A 17174-nucleotide genomic window follows, 5' to 3' on the forward strand; every position below is an offset into this window, starting at 1 on the left:
TAATAAGGTAAGATATGAGAATTGCACTTTGTTTTTACGGGTTGGTAGGTAGTAAAGCGAATAAGGATGGTGCTGGTACATCACTTGATCCTACAATAGCTTATAATCTAAATAATGATAACCTAATTTTAAATAATAATAAGTTAGGTCACGATGTCGATGTTTTTATCCACAGTTGGTCACATGAGAAGAGAGATGAGCTTATAAGTCTTTATCATCCTAAATTTCACTTAATTGAAAAACAGATAGATTTTCCTTCCTCTAAAAGTATTACTTACAATCGAGATTTTTCAGAAAAGCTATCAATGCTGGTTTCTGCACTAAAGAACCCTTGTGGTATTTTTGGCTTACTCGAAAATAAAAAAAAGGAAGCATTTCGGGCGTATAGCCGTTGGTACAGTAGTAAAAAAGTACTTGAACTGAAAAAAGAATATGAACAAGAAAATGATTTTGAATATGACTGTGTAATGGTAATGCGATTAGATGTTGGATTTTATTCGCAATTGAACTTTTCCGAGCTTGATATGAATAATTTCTATGCTTCAAATTGGAATATTTCTCCAACTAAAGAAAATAATAGAAAATATGATCAAGAAAACCATAATGTGGGCAAAGGTTTCCTTGATTTTTGGTTCATATCAAATAGTAAAAATATGAATGAATTTGCCAGACTTTATGAAAATATAACAAGTTATCATGTCTGCCCACACCGTTCTGCATATCAACATACAGTAACCTTTACAAATCAGATTAAGTACATTAAATATCGCTGGTTAGATTTTGAAATGATCAGACGTAAAGAATTTAATGCTGAAAAATAATATGCGAGAAAGAGCTATAAATTTATTGTGGTTATTGATTGAGCAAGGAGGAAGAGTACTTAGTTCACTTCTTATTACATTATTAGTCGTTAATCATTTAGGTGCCGAGGACTTTGGTGTTTTAAGCCTAAGTCTTGCGATATTGACCGCTTTGGGGGCTATTGTTGGTTTAGGAATGGACCCCATTCTTTTTAAGCTTTTTATAAGTAAAAAGAAGGATGGGAAAGAACTGATTGAAACGAGCTGTTTTTTACGATTAGTGGTCTCTGTGATTGTTATTATATCAATCACTTTGTTAAATATATTATCTGATGAGTTGTATATCGATATATTGAATGTGTTAGTTATCGGTTTTTTGTTTGACTCATTTTTATCGTTAAAAGATTATTTCGGTGCACATTTAAAAAACAAATTTTATACTTATTCTACGTTAGTCTCATTACTAACTCAGCTGGTTTTGACCTACACTTTTGTTGAGAATGAGGTTGGTGTCATATATTTTTCGTTTACTTACCTACTCGCTAAAATAATTCAAGCAACAAGCTTATATATTTGTTATTTCAACTTAAAGCATAAAACAATATTGCCTCGATTAAATAAAAAATTAGCTACAAGTTTACTTCGATCATCATTTCCTATGATGTTAGCTGCATCTATCGGACTATTATATAGTTTGCAAGATCAGTTTTTTATTAAATATTTTCTTGGTGAATATGAATTGGGGCTTTATGCAGTGGGCATCAAAATGATCCTTGTATTGATTGTTTTACCAACATTAATCTCTAATGTTTTTTATCCGAGTCTAGTCAGTAAATTTCATCAAGAAAATAGTGATGCATATATAAAGCAGTTAGAAAGCATTTATACGGTGTTTTTTATCCTTGGTTTTGTGGCTTTTATCTCTATGTTTTTTGCATCTGAATTTATTATTACTACTTTGTTTTCTGATGAGTTTTTAAGCTCTGTAGATGTGATGAAAATATACTCACTGTTATTAATATTGACCTTTTTTCAATCGATTAATAACAAAATATTAATATTACATAATCTTGAAACGATCATTTTTAAAAGAGCACTGCTCGCATTATCAATTAACGCAGTTTTAAATTACCTCTTAATTCCACGTTATGGAATAAACGGTGCTGCATACAGTACTGTTATCTCAGAGCTTTTTGTACTGATTAGTTACGCATTAATAAGAGAGACAAGGTTTATTTTTATTTACCAAGTGAAAGCTGTTCTATTGGTTAGCCTATTTAAATCAGATTTTATAAGAAACCTTAAAACATGAATATTTTAGATAAAGATTCTCGCTATGATTCAATCATAATTTGGGGGCATGGACTCTCTCATCTTGAAGATATTTTAACGATGATTCGTGAAAAAGATGCATTTGATATTGTTCGAATCATAAAACATAAACCTACTAGCATGAAAAAATTTGTTCGAAAAGTTTACTCTTATGACTATGCGCCTTTAGCGCACTTAAAGTCTAAAATTAAATACTTAGAGAAAGTAGAGCCCTCTTTAGTGTGTATTGTCATTAATAACAGTTCTCCAGCTGTTGATATTCTGGGAAAGAGCAGTTTTCGCCATAAAGAGTCGCTTACCTTAAAGCAGTTAAAAACAGAAATTAGGGAGAGGTTTAATCCGTATAAAGATGGTGAAATGACACATGATCACATCATTCATGCCACGGATAATGAAGAGCAAACATATCATATTTTAAATGCAATTGGTGATATTAGTATAGAAAGGTATTATCAATCGAACCTATATACTGTCCCTTTCTTTCTTGGTCAACAATTTAGTTATGAAATTAAAGAACTTCCCTTTGAAAATTTACTGTGTGGACAGGCAAAAGGCGATGCTGATGCTTTTATCATAAAACAAGTACCTGTACAGCACTCTGTGCAGTATAAAGCCCTATGCAATGAAGTCGATGAGTATAGAACATATATAAATAAATATTTAGGGACCGCATTAAAAGCAGACCACAGTGTAAATAATTACTTAAGCTTGAAAGAAAATTTTAACTACCTATCGACTGAATACGCTAGTTCATTTGTCACAGTAAAAAAACTAAGCGATGGAAAATATTTAATCATGGATGGATTGCATCGTGCAGCTCTGCATCTTTCTCAAAATTTTGAAAAAATTAAAGTGTGTATTATAAAATGAAACTAGATCTGCTGATATTCTTTAAGTTGATAGAAAACGAATCTTATGTTGTCATTAAGCCTTCGAACAAATTACCTGATTACGATGTAGGTTCTGATATCGATGTTTTTTGTTATTTTACCGATAAAATAGTGGAAAAAATCAGTGCTTTTTTGAGTGAATACTTGGATAGTAGTTCAACTATCGCTATTATCGATAACCCAACTAAAACACATGTTGACTTCATGGTTAATAATGAAATCCATTTTAGATTTGACCTTTATAAGCAACTACCAATCTATCGCAATATCAGCCTAAAGCCTGCTTTTTTTTCAAGTGTGATAGAGTCTGCTTCAGTAATAAGTGTCACGGAAGATAATAGAGTTGCATCTATTAAAGTGCCATCTAAAACTGATGATCTGATTCTTCGCTACGTAGAATACCATGAATATTATGCTGCTAGACCAGACAAAATTAAACATGTTGAGTATATTCAGCAGAAAATAGTTGGTAACGAAATTGAACAGGTAAAAATGCTGGATAAACTCCACTACTATACGGCCTTTCCAAAAGTTGCCTATCGAAAAAAAACGCTTAAGGATCGGCTCGTAGAGAAACGCGATTATTATCAGTCAAACCTTGGTAAGATGAAGCACCTTTATGCAACCGTTGGTTTAAGAGCATTAATCTGTAAAATAACTGAAAAGATTAGGAAGTAGTCACGTGATCATAGTAAAAATTACCGGTGGTTTAGGTAACCAGTTATTCCAGTATGCGCTTGGTAGAGCACTCTCTTTAAAGCTAGGTTGTGAGTTAGTGTTAGATATCTCTTTTTATCCTTTGCAAACATTAAGAAAGTACGAGCTCGATAAATTTAACATTAAGGCGAGATTAGCAACAACGACTGAAATTAAAAAAGCAGGAGCTGGTAATAATTTTACAGCTAAGCTTGTTAGAAAGTTAGGGTTAACTTCTCTGTTGTATCAAAACTATATTAAAGAGCTTGAATCCTTCAGTTATGTTAATGATATAGATGACTGTAAAGAAGGCTGTTATTTGGATGGCTATTGGCAGAACCCCAAATACTTTGAAGCATTTAAAAAAGAGTTATGTGAAGACCTTTCACCAGTTGCTCCTATATCAGCACCTGCTGCAAAATGGCTTGATAAGATAAAATCAACCGAGAGTGTTAGTTTACATGTGCGTAGAGGAGATTATGTAAAAAATGCGTATACGAATAGTGTACATGGTATATGTTCACTAGAATATTACCGCAATGCTATCGAACATATTCAGCAGCAAATCGACACTCCTATCTTTTACATATTTTCAGATGATATTCAGTGGTGCAAAGATAACCTTAATTTCATCAGTAATGTTAATTTCGTTGATGATACTTGCTCTGTGATTGATGATTTAGCATTGATGCAAAAATGCAAAGCTAATATCATTGCTAATAGTACTTTTAGTTGGTGGGGGGCTTGGTTGAATAGCTCTCAAGGTTTACAAGTTGCTCCATTAAATTGGTTCTCTTTTTCAGATAGAAATTCACAGGATATATACCCAAAACTATGGCGTATCTTATAGTATTAATAAGCCTTATTTCAATATTTATATACTTTTATGAATTTTACAAGGCTGATGATATATTATTGATCTTACCAATTTTTTATAACTTTGTTGTGTGTTATGTGATTTTGGGGACTTGCATCTTCACCTATGCAAGAGAGGCACCATTTGGTCTGTATGACATTTTATCTGAATATGATTTGTATAAGGGATCCTTTAGTTTCATTCTAGCTTCGCTCTCTTTTTATTTCGGGGCCTCAATTGCTCCACGTGTAAAAAGAGCAAAAGCTTACATTTTTACCAGTTCTGAAATTAAATATCAAAAGTCATTAGTTTTTTTAGTATTTTTTATTTATTTGGTATATATCATAGGCTATGGTGTTGAGCCGTTAATTCATCGCCGAGGGTATATTGACGCAAGTTTTCAGCGGCATATGGGAGTCTTGATCATTTTTTTTGTTTGTTCTCCTTTCGTAACCGTTTTAATCCCTTTCATAAAAAAAAGGCTATTAAGGTATACTGTTTTTCTTGTGTGCTTTTTAATTTTATTTAGTAGTTCTTCTCGATTCGTTGTTATGGTACCTTTTTTATATATGATTGGGACCTTTTTAAGATTTGGAGGTATAAAAGTCAGGGTCATTCTAAGTTGTATTATCCTCATATTCACAAGTCTTATTTTTGTGCTACAAATTAGGTATTATATCTACCATGGGCTTATACCCAATCTTACATCACTATTTACGAAAGGATTAGATTCTGAATACTTATTTACAGGGTTGAATTATGCCTTTAGCTTCTCTTTATTTGGAGTGTCTTATGTACTGAATAATTTCACACACGATGCTGTTGCATTTTTTATTAGTATAAATCCTTTACCTAGTCGTTTTCTCGATATTGAATACATGCTAGAAGTGCAAGAAATGAAAAAAACTGCTCCTATCTCAGCTTTAGCCACCTTATCACTCGCAGGCTATCCTATTTTAATATCATTTTATTTTGTAACAGGATATTTTTTCTCTATATTTATGAATAAAATGAAAGGGGTTACAATTCTATATTACATTGTAGTAGGTCTATTTATTCTTTTTTCATTTTTTTCTATACAGTATAATTTAAGGGGCCTAAGTCGATTCTTCTACTATTCCATAGTAATTTATCTTTTTCATATAACTTTTAAAAAAGTAAAAATAAAAAAAAGGTGTAAATGTGAACATCCTACAAGTCGGTGACTTTAATTTTGATTATTATGATGAATCACTGTTTCTTGAGTTTAATGAAAATACTCAAACAAAAGTCGATAAATTTCAGTGGAATCACTACTTTTCAAATTATCAGTACAATAGTGTATTTGCGAAGATCTACTACACATTAGAAAACCGCTATAAATGTGGTCTATTGGTAAAAAAGCTTAATCGTGATTTATTACAACAAGTAAAAAGTGGGAGCTATGATGTCATTTTTCTTTGGCGTGCTGTGCACCTTTATCCTAGTACTGTCCGTGAGCTAAAAAAAGTGGCGGTTGTTATTGGTTATAATAATGACCAAACCTTTAGCAAACATCATCCTTGGTGGCTATTTTACCTGCTTAAACGTGGCATCCCTTTTTATGATCATTACTTTGTTTACCGTGCGTCGGATAAAGCTAGCATCGAAAAGTTAGGCTGTACCTCTTCGGTATTTATGCCAACTTTTGATGCAAGCCGGATCTACCCAATAGAAAATGTGAATAAGCAGTATGATGTCGCTTTTATTGGACACTATGAAGATGATGGTCGTGATCAGTTGCTGCTGTTACTCATTAAGCAAGGCTTTAAAGTGCGCTTGAATGGCCAGCGTTGGCAGAAATCTCCATGTTATGCAGAACTTAATAGTTTGCTTGGAAAAGATATTGAACCTGTTTATGAGGGGTATAATGAGGCACTTAATTCGGCTAAGGTCTGCTTGTCATTCTTGTCTAAATTAAATAATGATACTTATACCCGTAGAACGTTAGAAATACCTGCGACCAAAACAGTTATGTTAGCTGAGTATACCGATGACCAAGCTGATATGTTTAAACCTGATGTTGAAGCTGTCTATTTTTCTAATCATCAAGAGGCAGTCGATAAACTCAGGTGGTTAATTGATAGCCCTGATGTTGCAAGCACGATAGCATTGGCAGGTTACAGTAAAGTAATCTCTGGGTCGTATCAGCTTAAGCATCGTGTTGACGACATAATAAAAATAGCGAAAGAAAAAATGGCTGTTAGAAATGGAAAATAAAAAGAAATTACTTTTTTGGGGTGAACTACCTCCAACGGTATATCATGGTATTAGCATAAGTAACGAACGGATTTTATCTGCATTGTCTACTGGGTTTATTATTCATACCATTGAAGATAAAGGTAGCTTTGGCGGTCGTTTAATAGCCTTATTTTCTTTTTTTATCTCTATTTTAAAGTTAATGTATGTAAGTTATCGTAAGTTTGATATTTATTATACTAACATGCCGATGTCTTATTTTGGCTTATGGAAAATTTATTTATCGATAGTGTGTGTAAAACTTATCTCATCAAATACCAAAGTAGTATCTCACTTACATCGAGGAGATTTTTTAGATTTTATAAAAATACCACGTAATAAATATTTGTTTAAAAAAATTTCAACTCATATTGATTTAGTTTTAAGTTTGTCAAAAACATCAAAGTCTGAATTGGTTAGTAGCGGATTAATTAATGCAGATAAAGTCGAGGTGTTGCATAACACTATATCGGTTACTCAAAGTGAAAATACCATAAGAAAAAATATCCTTAATGACTTTAGTCAGTCCGACTTTTATTGTTTATGTAACTATATATCAACAAAACGAATTCATCATTTAGTTGAAATAGCTAACGCTATCCCTTTAGTTAGGATGTCGTTTAATGGTGCTGCTGAAAGTGATAGTTATATGCAGAAATTAAGTGCACTTAATACAGGAGCTGTTTGTCATTTTAATGGTGTTATTAACGGGGAAGAGAAAGAGGTAGCTCTAAGTCAGTCTAAAGCTCTTGTTTTACCGTCATTAAATGAAGGGATGCCTTTAGTCGTATTAGAAAGCCTTGCACAATCAACACCAGTAATCTGTTATGATGTAGGCTATATAGGTGACTATGTAGGTAGCGACTATCCTGGGTTAGTGAAAGAGTTAACAGACAAAGCTTTAAAAGAAAAAATTGAATGGATGAATAATTTACCATCAGAGGAGTATTTAGCTTTAAGAAAACACTCCTTTGATTTGTTTTGGAATAATTTTGATCTAAATAAAATTAATTGTTCGGCGTTAAATATGTTCAAACACTTAGTCTGACAGGAAATTCGTATAATATACAAAGAACTTTAATATCTTATAAGTTACTGGAATACAATAGAGTTAAGGAAGTGCTTTTGAAAATAACAATTATCACTGTTTGCTTTAATAGCGCTACAACTATTAGAGATACGATAGAGTCAGTGAAAAGTCAGGACTATAAAAATATTGAATATATTATTGTTGATGGGAAATCGACTGATAATACATTAGATATTATTAATGAGTATCCAGAAGTTGTAAGTGTCATCATTAGTGAAAAAGATAATGGTCTTTATGATGCGATGAATAAGGGTATTGAGTTAGCCACTGGTGATATTATTGGGATCTTAAACTCGGATGATTTTTATTCTTACTCAACTGTTTTAGCTGAAGTGTCACAAACTTTTAGGTCTAACCCAGAAGGAGATATGGTTTTGGGAAATGTTAATTTTGTTACACCTGATAATCTTAATAAACCGGTTAGATTTTATTCATCTTATAATTTTTCACCTTGGAAAATGCGATTTGGTTTTATGCCAGCTCACCCTGCTACGTTTATTAAACGTTCAGCTTATGGAAAAGTTGGAATGTATTCTTTAGAGTATAAAATTGGTGCTGATTTTAACTGGTTTGTTCGTGCATTTTTTTTGCATAAGCTTCGGTATGCTAAATTGAATAAAACGTTAGTAACAATGCGAGAAGGTGGTGTTAGTACGGCTGGGATTAGTAGTTATTGGCTATCTTCTAAAGAACAAGTTAAAGCTTTGTGCTCATCTGGCGTACGTTCAAATCTATTGTTTATTTTAGTTCGCTTACCTATAAAATTTTTCCAAAAATATTTTTCTAAGTAGTTTGTTTTTGGTGATTTAGCTCGGTTTAAGAACGAATCTTCTTTGTTATGTCAGGATGTATAAATGGTCACTGATAACTATAAAAAATATCAAAATCCAAGCACGTTATTGCTATATATCTCAGTCGATTTTTTTATGCCGATCGCTCTGTTGTGTTTACTTCACTTTGTATTCAGTAACGCTCCATGGAGTCTGTTTTACACTAGCGCGGCGTTATTGAGTGTTGCTTTTTTTGTGTTGGGTACGGAGTCTCAAGGCGGTTATCGGAATTTCAATCGTTATACCATTTCTAAAAACCTGCAAAGCACGTTCAATGCTTGGTTTTTAAATCGCTTCTTACTTCTACTTACCTATTTTTATCTTGAATCAGTTGAATTCAATAATGCGACAAAAGTCATCACCGCTTGGATAGTGCTTACTCCTTTGCTGATTGTGCTGGCCAAGTTTAAGGCGTATTGGATTTTTCGTGATAAGGGGATGAAGAAAACTCATGTGGCGGTGATTGGTAATAAGTACCAATTTAACGAATTTGAATTTTTTATGCTTCAGGGGAAATGTTAATGCCAACTGTTCTTATAACTGGCTCGACTGGATTTGTTGGATCGTATTTAGTAAATAGCTTATTAGAGTGTAGTGACCTGGTAATCAAGATTGCTGTACGGCAATCAGTAGATATGAATGGTCCAATTTGTTTCGAAGTTGGTGATATTAATCCTTTAACTGATTTTTCATCTGCTGTAACTAAGACTGATGTCGTGATTCATCTCGCTGCTCGTGCTCATGTCATGAATAACTCATCTGTTGACCCTTTATCTGAGTTTCGTGCTGTTAATACTGGAGGGACATTAAATCTTGCTCGACAGGCTGCTAAAGCGGGTGTTAAACGTTTTATTTTCCTAAGCTCAATTGGTGTTAATGGGGTTAATAATACTGTGCCGTTTTCTGTTTATGATTCTCCAGCACCTGTTGAAGATTACGCAGTTTCAAAATTTGAAGCTGAAGTCGGTTTACGTAGAATAGCAACTGAAACTGGGATGGAAGTGGTTATAATTCGCCCTCCATTAGTTTATGGGTCTAATGCTCCGGGTAATTTTGGTAAATTAGCGAGGCTAACGAGTAAAAATATACCATTGCCATTTGGTGCAATTAATAACAAACGTAGTTTGATTTCGTTAGATAATTTGGTTGATTTAATTGTTACTTGTATTGATCACCCTAAAGCAGCGAATCAAACCTTTTTAGTTAGTGATGATTACGATGTATCTACAACCAAGCTATTAAGCTTAATGGCTTTAGCCGCGGGGAAAAAGCCTAGATTGATACCTGTTCCAGTAAGTGTTTTACGTTTAATAGGGAGATTTACTGGAAAGCTTGCCGTGCTAGATAGATTATGTGGTAATTTACAAGTTGATATTAGCCACACTAAAAAGACTCTGGGGTGGAATCCTCCTGTGTCTTTTCAAAATGGTATTCAAAAATGTTTTTGTAAAGAGCAGAAAGATGATTAGATTGTTAGATTTTGTGTTTTCGTTATTGGGTTTGGTATGTGGCTCTCCAGTGTTATTAGCCATTTATTTAATTGGGCTTGCTGATACTGGTTCGCCTCTTTTTCGCCAGGAACGGGTTGGGCGTAACAAGAAAGCATTTGTCTTAGTGAAGTTCCGTACTATGTCAGTAGATACTGCATCAGTAGCGAGCCATTTAGCATCTACATCCAGCATTACAAAATTAGGTGCCTTTTTGCGTCGTACTAAGTTGGATGAACTTCCTCAATTATGGAATGTGTTAAAAGGGGACATGAGTTTGGTTGGCCCTCGTCCTGGTTTGTTTAATCAAGAGGAATTGATAAAAGAGCGAGATGCCAAATCTGTATTTACTGTACGTCCAGGCATAACTGGGTTGGCGCAAGTGTCAAATATAGATATGTCTACTCCGTTATTACTCGCTGAGACTGATGCGAAAATGATTCAAAATATGTCTTTGAAAAACTATTTTATTTATATCTTGAAAACAGTTACTGGTAGCGGGTCTGGGGATAGAGTGAAAAATTAGTTGTTGATAGTTTATGTTCTTTGATCAATTTGAGGCTTTAGTGAATTTTACCTGTATATTATGAGTGCAGTTGTCTTATTTTGTGGTTTAGTTCAAAAATATAATGTCTTCAGTCTGAAGGTTTGCATGCAAACGTGATAAAGATGCTTTAGGGTTTTGTTTTGCTTCATACAGGTAGTTTAAAATGATAAAAAAGTTTGATTTTCTTTGGTCTCTTCCTCGTTATTATAAGCGCCTTATCAGTTTATCTATTGATGCTCTTTTTGTGTGTCTGGCCTTTACTTTTGCTTATTGGGCTCGTCAGGGTGGCTTTAGTTGGTTTGAGAATTCATCTGTTTGGTATGTTGTTGTAGGAACAGTAATAATAACCTTATTGGTTAATATTAAACTTGGTTTATATCGAGCGGTTTTACGTTATCTCACCTTTCATGCCTTTAGTGCTATTTTTCTTGGGGCAGCAATTTCTGCATTAAGCATTACATCTTTTGCGTACTTTTTTAACGTTACGATTCCTCGTACTGTTCCTATTATTTATTTCCCTTTTCTTGTTATGTTGTGTGGCGGCGCGCGGATATTGCTGCGGGCTTTACTTGTTGAATCGCCAAGAAAAGGGTGCGAATCTGTTTTGGTTTTTGGTGCTGGTTCTACTGGTCGCCAACTTTCACTAGCATTACGTCAAGCTTCTAATTACCGAGTGAAAGGGTTTATTGATCAGGATAATTCTTTAGTAAATACTATTATTCAAGGTATACCCGTTTACCATGTAGATAAAATGACCGATTTGATTCGACGATACGGCATAAAAAAGGTTTTGTTAGCTATTCCTAAAGCAAGCAGATCGGAACGAAAAAAAGTTATTGATCAGTTACTACCTTATGCTGTTGAAGTGCTCACGGTACCTGATTTTGATGACATCGTTACCGGTAAAGCCAAAGTTGGAGAGCTGCAAGATGTTGCTGTGGATGATTTACTTGGACGTGATGTTGTTGAGCCTGTTGCTCATTTAATGCAATCCAATATCGCTGGAAAAATTGTCATGGTGACTGGCGCTGGTGGTTCCATTGGATCTGAATTGTGTAGGCAGATACTGTCACAGCAACCAAGTAAGCTGATTTTATTTGATGTATCCGAGTTTGCTGTCTATCAAATTAATAAAGAGTTAAGTGAAATGGTTGCTCAGAAATCATTTAAGGTAGAAATAATACCTCTAATTGGTTCTGTGCAAAGTATCAATCGATTGACATCAACTATGAAGGCATTTGGCGTTAACACTGTTTATCACGCCGCTGCTTATAAGCATGTACCTTTGGTTGAATACAATGTTGTTGAAGGTGTTCGGAACAATACTTTCGGTACCTATTACTGTGCGAAAGCGGCAATTGACAGTGGTGTTGAGTCTTTTGTGTTAATTTCTACAGATAAAGCGGTTCGCCCTACGAATGTTATGGGAGCAACGAAACGCATGGCTGAATTAGGATTACAAGCACTTGCACAAGAAGAATCTAAAAAAGCCAAGGGAACTCGTTTTTGCATGGTTCGCTTTGGTAATGTGCTTGGTTCATCTGGTTCTGTTATTCCTGTCTTTAAAAAACAAATTGCTGATAACCAACCTATTACGGTTACCCATCCTGATATTATTCGTTACTTTATGACTATTCCTGAAGCGGCTCAACTGGTTATACAGGCTGGAGCAATGGGTAAGGGTGGTGATGTGTTTGTTTTGGATATGGGTGATCCCGTTAAAATTGTTGATTTAGCCGAAAACTTGATCCGATTGTCAGGGTTAGAGGTGAAATCTTCTGAAAATATTAATGGGGATATTGAAATACAGTTTACAGGTCTACGTCCTGGGGAAAAACTTTTTGAAGAGTTATTGATTGGCGATAATGTACGGGAAACACAGCATCAACGTATTATGACTGCCAATGAGCGGTTTTTATCATTATTGGATTTTGTAGTGATGATGAATAAGCTTGATAAAGCTTGTCATGAATTCGATCATGTAAAAATTCGAGAGCTATTGATTGAAGCGCCAACTGATTTTCAACCAACCGATGGTATTGGTGACTTGGTGTGGAATGCAAAAAAATCATTAGAACAAAATATTGATGAATCAAAAATCATTTCATTAGTGTCGAAGTCTAAAAATGCCTGATTAGGCCTCGTTCCTGGGCTAGTCAGGCCTACAAAATCAAGGATGTTATAGGAATGTTGGATCACGGTCGTTCCTCCCTCATGCCGACCTACAAGATCAAGTGTAGGTGATGTCTTTTTGTGGGGTTTTTGACGGCATGAATGCCGACTTACAGTTTTGAGGTATATATGTTTGTTTTGGTCACTGGCGGTACGGGTTATATTGGTTCGCATACTTGTATTGAGTTAATTAAGGCGGGTTTTGATCCTGTCATTATTGATAATTTATTAAATAGTAATGAAGTCGTATTAGAGCGTATCGAAACCGTTACGGGAAAACGTCCTATTTTTATCAAGGGTGATGTGCTTGATTCTGATTTTTTGAATGGTGTGTTTGATAAGTATTCCTTTTCTGCTGTGATGCATTTTGCAGGTTTAAAAGCGGTTGGTGAGTCTGTTCAAAAGCCGTTCCTCTATTACGAAAATAATGTTTCTGGCTCCCTTAATCTTATTAAGGCAATGGAACGAGTCGGTTTACATAATCTTATTTTTAGCTCTTCCGCGACGGTTTACGGTTTGCCTAAATCGGTTCCTATTCGAGAAGATTTTGCCACGTCCACTTCTAATCCTTATGGCGCAAGTAAGTTGATGGTAGAAGATATTCTGACGGATTTAGTGAAGGCTAACGATCAATGGAATATCGCGACTTTGCGTTATTTTAATCCTATTGGTGCCCATGAATCGGGTTTGATTGGAGAAGACCCCAAAGGCATTCCAAATAATTTATTTCCTTATATTAGCCAAGTGGCCGTTGGTAAATTGGAATACCTAAGTGTCTTTGGTGACGACTATGATACGCCAGATGGTACAGGTGTTCGTGATTATATCCATGTGGTCGATTTAGCCAAGGGACATGTTTGCGCCTTGAGAAAAGTGCTGGAAAATTCTGGGCATTTGGTTGTGAATTTGGGTACTGGTAACGGTTACTCTGTGTTGGAAATGGTTCGTGCATTTGAAACTGTTTCTGGTAAAGCTGTGCCTTTTAAGATTATTGAACGACGTCCGGGTGATATAGGTGCTTGTTATTCGGAAACCAGATTAGCCAAGGAAGTTTTGGGTTGGGAGGCGAAGTTTGATTTGTCTCGTATGTGTGAAGATACATGGCGTTGGCAGTCCAATAACCCGAATGGTTTTGAGTAGGGAATATATTATCGAATCACGGTCATGTCTTTTTATGAAATCTATGATGGCATGAATGCCGACCTACGGTAAGGCAGATGAACGAGGCACGTATTGCGATTGCCTGATTACGCCTCGTTCCTTGTCTAGTCAGGCCTACAAGATCAAGGGTTCGGATTACGGTCGTTCCTCTTTCATGCCGACTATCTGTTCTTCTCTTTCAGACCATCTTACTGCAGCCCAAAAATACACTAATGAAAAAGCGTATACCATTACTCCTTCTTTGTAATTTATCATAGCAACGGTTAAGCCAAAGTCAAAATAACACATCGGAATTAAAGCCCCTGCAAGTGCATAACTGCGTACACGCCAATTTTCTTTATATAAACGGAGCTTCTTTAAGAAAAGATGTAATGGAATGATATAAATCATAATCAAGAAGGCTAGGCCAATAAGGCCTCTTTTAGATAGAGCTTCTAACATGTCATTATGAGCTGTTATATATGGTACAGCTGCAGGATGAATTATGCCGTTTTCTGCTAATTCATCCTTAAACGCTTCGGACTGGCTGGCTCCTACTCCAAAAATAGGGGAGTCTTGAAACATATGTATAGCGGCTTCCCACATTTCAAAGCGTAAACCTACTGACGTTTTAGAGTTACCTTGTATATATTCAGATACGTTATAAACCGCTTTACCAATACGGTTCTGTACACCGGTCTGAGGAATGGCAATAATTACACAAAGAACTAGAATAAAAGATGAAACCGAGATCTTTAATACTCTATTTGATAATAGGTCTTTACATTGCCAAAATAGAAAAATCATAATTAGTGGAAGTGCAACCCATCCACCTCTTGACCCTGATAATAGAGATGCACTTATGCCGCTTACGGCTCCTATTAAGCTTAAAATTAAGGAAAAGGGTTTTCTTTGTGAAAAGAAATAAATACTCGAAATCAAACAAATAAATCCCATCAACATATTTATATTCCCGAACATAATGGGATTTGTTTCCCCTTCTGCACGGGATAAACCAATAAAAAAACGTTGGTAGGCCGCCACTAAAAAACTTAGAAAGCTGCAACTAATAGCGCCATACCAAAGCCATTCTTTTCGGTTAGATATTGTCAATAGAAGTAGTAATGCAAATAAAGCGAAAATAAACCTAGTTGGTTTATCTATATCTCTTATTTCCCCACCGATATCCATGAAAACTGCGAAGTACATACTAAAAGCATAAACCAAGAATGAAAAAATAAATAAGCAATCTTCTTTGTCAATCAATTTAAAATCTGGTTTTAAAAAAAACAAACCTAAAGACATTAAGACTACTAGGCCACTACCATAATCGTGACCATCATTAATAATGACAGAGAAAGTAAATGTACAGGCTGAGAATAACCAAACAAGGCTCATATAATTATTTTTAAATTTCATTTTTTTCCTTTGGATATATGCTTTCTTTGCCATTAATAATGAAGTCGAGAATAAAACCTTTAACTCATATTTTTGTGAAGGTGTTCGTTAGTCTCAACGTACTGACACTAAGAGAGCTTGTTCATTTCTCTAGGTTATAGTTTTATTTCGTATACAATGTTGAAGTCTAAATTCAGATAAAAATGCAACACTCTAAAGTATGTGTGGAACCAGCAAGCAATTGAAGATTGTATGATGCTTATTACTACAGAACAATGCAGTATCAACATGAACGGTCATGGTTAGCTGAAGCAAAACATATCAACTTTTTTTACTCTTTAGAATGTAAAATATCTATATCTGAAATAAAAAATACCATTGGATGTCATGAGCTTACGGTTTATCGTGAGTTAGAATGAGATAAAAAGCAAAAAAAGATTACCCTTACAACGCTCAAAGGGCCTGTTTTTTGTCGCACTTAAAGGTTCGAATCGAGACTTGCTTTAAGGAATTGCTTTATAATTAGACGAAGAGTTTGAAGTGAAAGTGCTAAGCTTACCTGTCTGAATATGGTTGTTTTTTGTTGATATGACTAATAATAGCAGATACTTTTTTGTTTAAATTATTTGTGCCTTTTTCAGGCCAATAAAGGATTTTTTAATGTTTAATAACAAGACTGTCCTTATCACTGGTGGTACTGGGTCTTTCGGTAAAAAGTTCATTGAGATCATTCTTGATCGTTACCCTGATGTTAAAAAAATCATTATTTTTTCCCGCGATGAGCTAAAACAATCTGAATTACGTTTACGTTATCCTCCTGCTAAGTTCCCACAATTGCGCTTTTTTATTGGAGATGTACGAGACAAAGAACGAGTGAAGCAGGCGTGTGAAGGTGTTGATGTCATCATTCATGCGGCTGCGATTAAGCAGGTTGATACGGCGGAATACAACCCGACAGAATGCATTCGCACCAATATTGATGGCGCGGAAAATGTGATACGTGCCGCTCTAGAATGTGGTGTTACGAATGTGGTTGCGTTATCAACGGATAAAGCTTGTGCGCCAATTAATCTTTATGGCGCCACTAAGCTCGTTTCCGATAAGCTTTTTGCTGCTGCGAATAATATTAAAGGTTCAAAAGACATTAAGTTTAGTGTTGTCCGTTACGGTAATGTCATGGGGTCTCGTGGTTCTGTGATTCCTTTTTTCTTAAGCAAACGAGAAGAAGGTGTGTTGCCGATTACCCATGAAGAAATGACGCGTTTTAATATTTCATTACAAGACGGTGTTGATTTGGTGATGTTTGCGATTGGTCATCATTTGGGTGGCGAAATTTTTATTCCTAAGATCCCTTCTTATAAAATCCTAGATGTTGCGAAAGCGGTTGCTCCAGATTGTAACATTGAGGTTGTTGGGATTCGTCCTGGTGAAAAATTGCATGAAGAAATGCTGACGGAAACGGATTCAATCAATACGATTGATTTAGGCGATAAGTATGCGATTTTACCTTCCGTTTCTTATATGTATTCAGAAGCCCAGTTTTTAGCTCACCATAATGCGCAAAAAGTCCCATTTGGCTTTAAATACAATTCAGGCACAAACACGGAATGGGAAACGATAGACAGCTTACGTGCATTGGTAAAAGAACACGTCGATCCAGCATTTAAAGCATAGAGGTCA

General features: G+C 35.1%; 15 protein-coding genes. 14 read left to right on the forward strand and 1 reads right to left on the reverse strand.

Features of this window, described 5'->3' with window-relative positions; genetic code table 11:
- Positions 1–14: 14 nt before the first annotated feature.
- The 13 genes from MUS1_RS03015 (at position 15) to galE (ending at position 14096) form a co-directional block, all read left to right on the forward strand.
- Positions 15–821 (forward strand): hypothetical protein, encoded by an 807-nt coding sequence (locus MUS1_RS03015; RefSeq protein ID WP_036158853.1) that lies wholly within the window; start codon positions 15–17, stop codon positions 819–821.
- Complete coding sequence (locus MUS1_RS03020) at positions 808–2112, forward strand: flippase (RefSeq protein WP_211236412.1); 1305 nt, start codon at positions 808–810, stop codon at positions 2110–2112. The genes MUS1_RS03015 and MUS1_RS03020 overlap by 14 nt, the downstream gene beginning before the upstream one ends.
- The gene (locus MUS1_RS03025) at positions 2109–3002 is read left to right on the forward strand and encodes a hypothetical protein (RefSeq protein WP_036158855.1); all 894 of its coding nucleotides are present in this window, start codon (positions 2109–2111) and stop codon (positions 3000–3002) included. The genes MUS1_RS03020 and MUS1_RS03025 overlap by 4 nt, the downstream gene beginning before the upstream one ends.
- The gene (locus tag MUS1_RS03030) at positions 2999–3700 is read left to right on the forward strand and encodes a hypothetical protein (protein ID WP_211236413.1); all 702 of its coding nucleotides are present in this window, start codon (positions 2999–3001) and stop codon (positions 3698–3700) included. Before MUS1_RS03025 ends, MUS1_RS03030 begins: the two co-directional genes overlap by 4 nt.
- Positions 3701–3704: 4 nt before the next feature.
- Entirely contained in the window at positions 3705–4568 is an 864-nt protein-coding gene (locus MUS1_RS03035) for an alpha-1,2-fucosyltransferase (RefSeq protein ID WP_036158857.1), read from the forward strand.
- 1188 nt (positions 4569–5756) lie between these two features.
- Positions 5757–6812 (forward strand): CgeB family protein, encoded by a 1056-nt coding sequence (locus MUS1_RS03045; protein WP_051436066.1) that lies wholly within the window; start codon positions 5757–5759, stop codon positions 6810–6812.
- Entirely contained in the window at positions 6802–7878 is a 1077-nt protein-coding gene (locus MUS1_RS03050; RefSeq protein WP_051436067.1) for a glycosyltransferase family 4 protein, read from the forward strand. The genes MUS1_RS03045 and MUS1_RS03050 overlap by 11 nt, the downstream gene beginning before the upstream one ends.
- A gap of 77 nt (positions 7879–7955) precedes the next feature.
- On the forward strand, positions 7956–8711 hold the full coding sequence (locus MUS1_RS03055) for a glycosyltransferase family 2 protein (RefSeq protein ID WP_036158862.1): 756 nt from the start codon (positions 7956–7958) through the stop codon (positions 8709–8711).
- Positions 8712–8774: 63 nt separating this feature from the next.
- Entirely contained in the window at positions 8775–9272 is a 498-nt protein-coding gene (locus MUS1_RS03060; protein ID WP_036158864.1) for a hypothetical protein, read from the forward strand.
- On the forward strand, positions 9272–10219 hold the full coding sequence (locus MUS1_RS03065; protein WP_036158866.1) for a UDP-glucose 4-epimerase family protein: 948 nt from the start codon (positions 9272–9274) through the stop codon (positions 10217–10219). Before MUS1_RS03060 ends, MUS1_RS03065 begins: the two co-directional genes overlap by 1 nt.
- Positions 10212–10763 (forward strand): sugar transferase, encoded by a 552-nt coding sequence (locus MUS1_RS03070; RefSeq protein ID WP_036158868.1) that lies wholly within the window; start codon positions 10212–10214, stop codon positions 10761–10763. Before MUS1_RS03065 ends, MUS1_RS03070 begins: the two co-directional genes overlap by 8 nt.
- Before the next feature lie 184 nt (positions 10764–10947).
- The gene (locus tag MUS1_RS03075; RefSeq protein WP_169731104.1) at positions 10948–12918 is read left to right on the forward strand and encodes a polysaccharide biosynthesis protein; all 1971 of its coding nucleotides are present in this window, start codon (positions 10948–10950) and stop codon (positions 12916–12918) included.
- 167 nt (positions 12919–13085) lie between these two features.
- Positions 13086–14096 carry a UDP-glucose 4-epimerase GalE gene (gene galE, locus MUS1_RS03080; protein ID WP_036158870.1) on the forward strand — a complete coding sequence of 337 codons (1011 nt, stop codon included), beginning with the start codon at positions 13086–13088 and terminating at the stop codon, positions 14094–14096.
- Positions 14097–14252: 156 nt separating this feature from the next.
- Here galE and MUS1_RS03085 read toward each other — a convergent pair whose 3' ends face one another.
- Positions 14253–15515, reverse strand: a complete 1263-nt coding sequence (locus MUS1_RS03085; protein ID WP_051436068.1) for an O-antigen ligase family protein — start codon at positions 15513–15515, stop codon at positions 14253–14255.
- A gap of 639 nt (positions 15516–16154) precedes the next feature.
- Here MUS1_RS03085 and pseB point away from each other — a divergent pair.
- The gene (gene pseB / locus MUS1_RS03090) at positions 16155–17168 is read left to right on the forward strand and encodes a UDP-N-acetylglucosamine 4,6-dehydratase (inverting) (RefSeq protein WP_036158872.1); all 1014 of its coding nucleotides are present in this window, start codon (positions 16155–16157) and stop codon (positions 17166–17168) included.
- Positions 17169–17174 lie beyond the last annotated feature (6 nt).

It is taken from the genome of Marinomonas ushuaiensis DSM 15871, assembly GCF_000521805.1.
Lineage (GTDB): Bacteria > Pseudomonadota > Gammaproteobacteria > Pseudomonadales > Marinomonadaceae > Marinomonas > Marinomonas ushuaiensis.

Coding starts and splice junctions, on each gene's coding strand:
- MUS1_RS03015 (WP_036158853.1), top strand. CDS start 15: ATGAGAATTGCACTTTGTTTTTACGGGTTGGTAGGTAGTAAAGCGAAT.
- MUS1_RS03020 (WP_211236412.1), top strand. CDS start 808: ATGCTGAAAAATAATATGCGAGAAAGAGCTATAAATTTATTGTGGTTA.
- MUS1_RS03025 (WP_036158855.1), top strand. CDS start 2,109: ATGAATATTTTAGATAAAGATTCTCGCTATGATTCAATCATAATTTGG.
- MUS1_RS03030 (WP_211236413.1), top strand. CDS start 2,999: ATGAAACTAGATCTGCTGATATTCTTTAAGTTGATAGAAAACGAATCT.
- MUS1_RS03050 (WP_051436067.1), top strand. CDS start 6,802: ATGGAAAATAAAAAGAAATTACTTTTTTGGGGTGAACTACCTCCAACG.
- MUS1_RS03060 (WP_036158864.1), top strand. CDS start 8,775: ATGGTCACTGATAACTATAAAAAATATCAAAATCCAAGCACGTTATTG.
- MUS1_RS03065 (WP_036158866.1), top strand. CDS start 9,272: ATGCCAACTGTTCTTATAACTGGCTCGACTGGATTTGTTGGATCGTAT.
- MUS1_RS03070 (WP_036158868.1), top strand. CDS start 10,212: ATGATTAGATTGTTAGATTTTGTGTTTTCGTTATTGGGTTTGGTATGT.
- MUS1_RS03075 (WP_169731104.1), top strand. CDS start 10,948: ATGATAAAAAAGTTTGATTTTCTTTGGTCTCTTCCTCGTTATTATAAG.
- galE (WP_036158870.1), top strand. CDS start 13,086: ATGTTTGTTTTGGTCACTGGCGGTACGGGTTATATTGGTTCGCATACT.
- MUS1_RS03085 (WP_051436068.1), bottom strand. CDS start 15,515: ATGAAATTTAAAAATAATTATATGAGCCTTGTTTGGTTATTCTCAGCC.
- pseB (WP_036158872.1), top strand. CDS start 16,155: ATGTTTAATAACAAGACTGTCCTTATCACTGGTGGTACTGGGTCTTTC.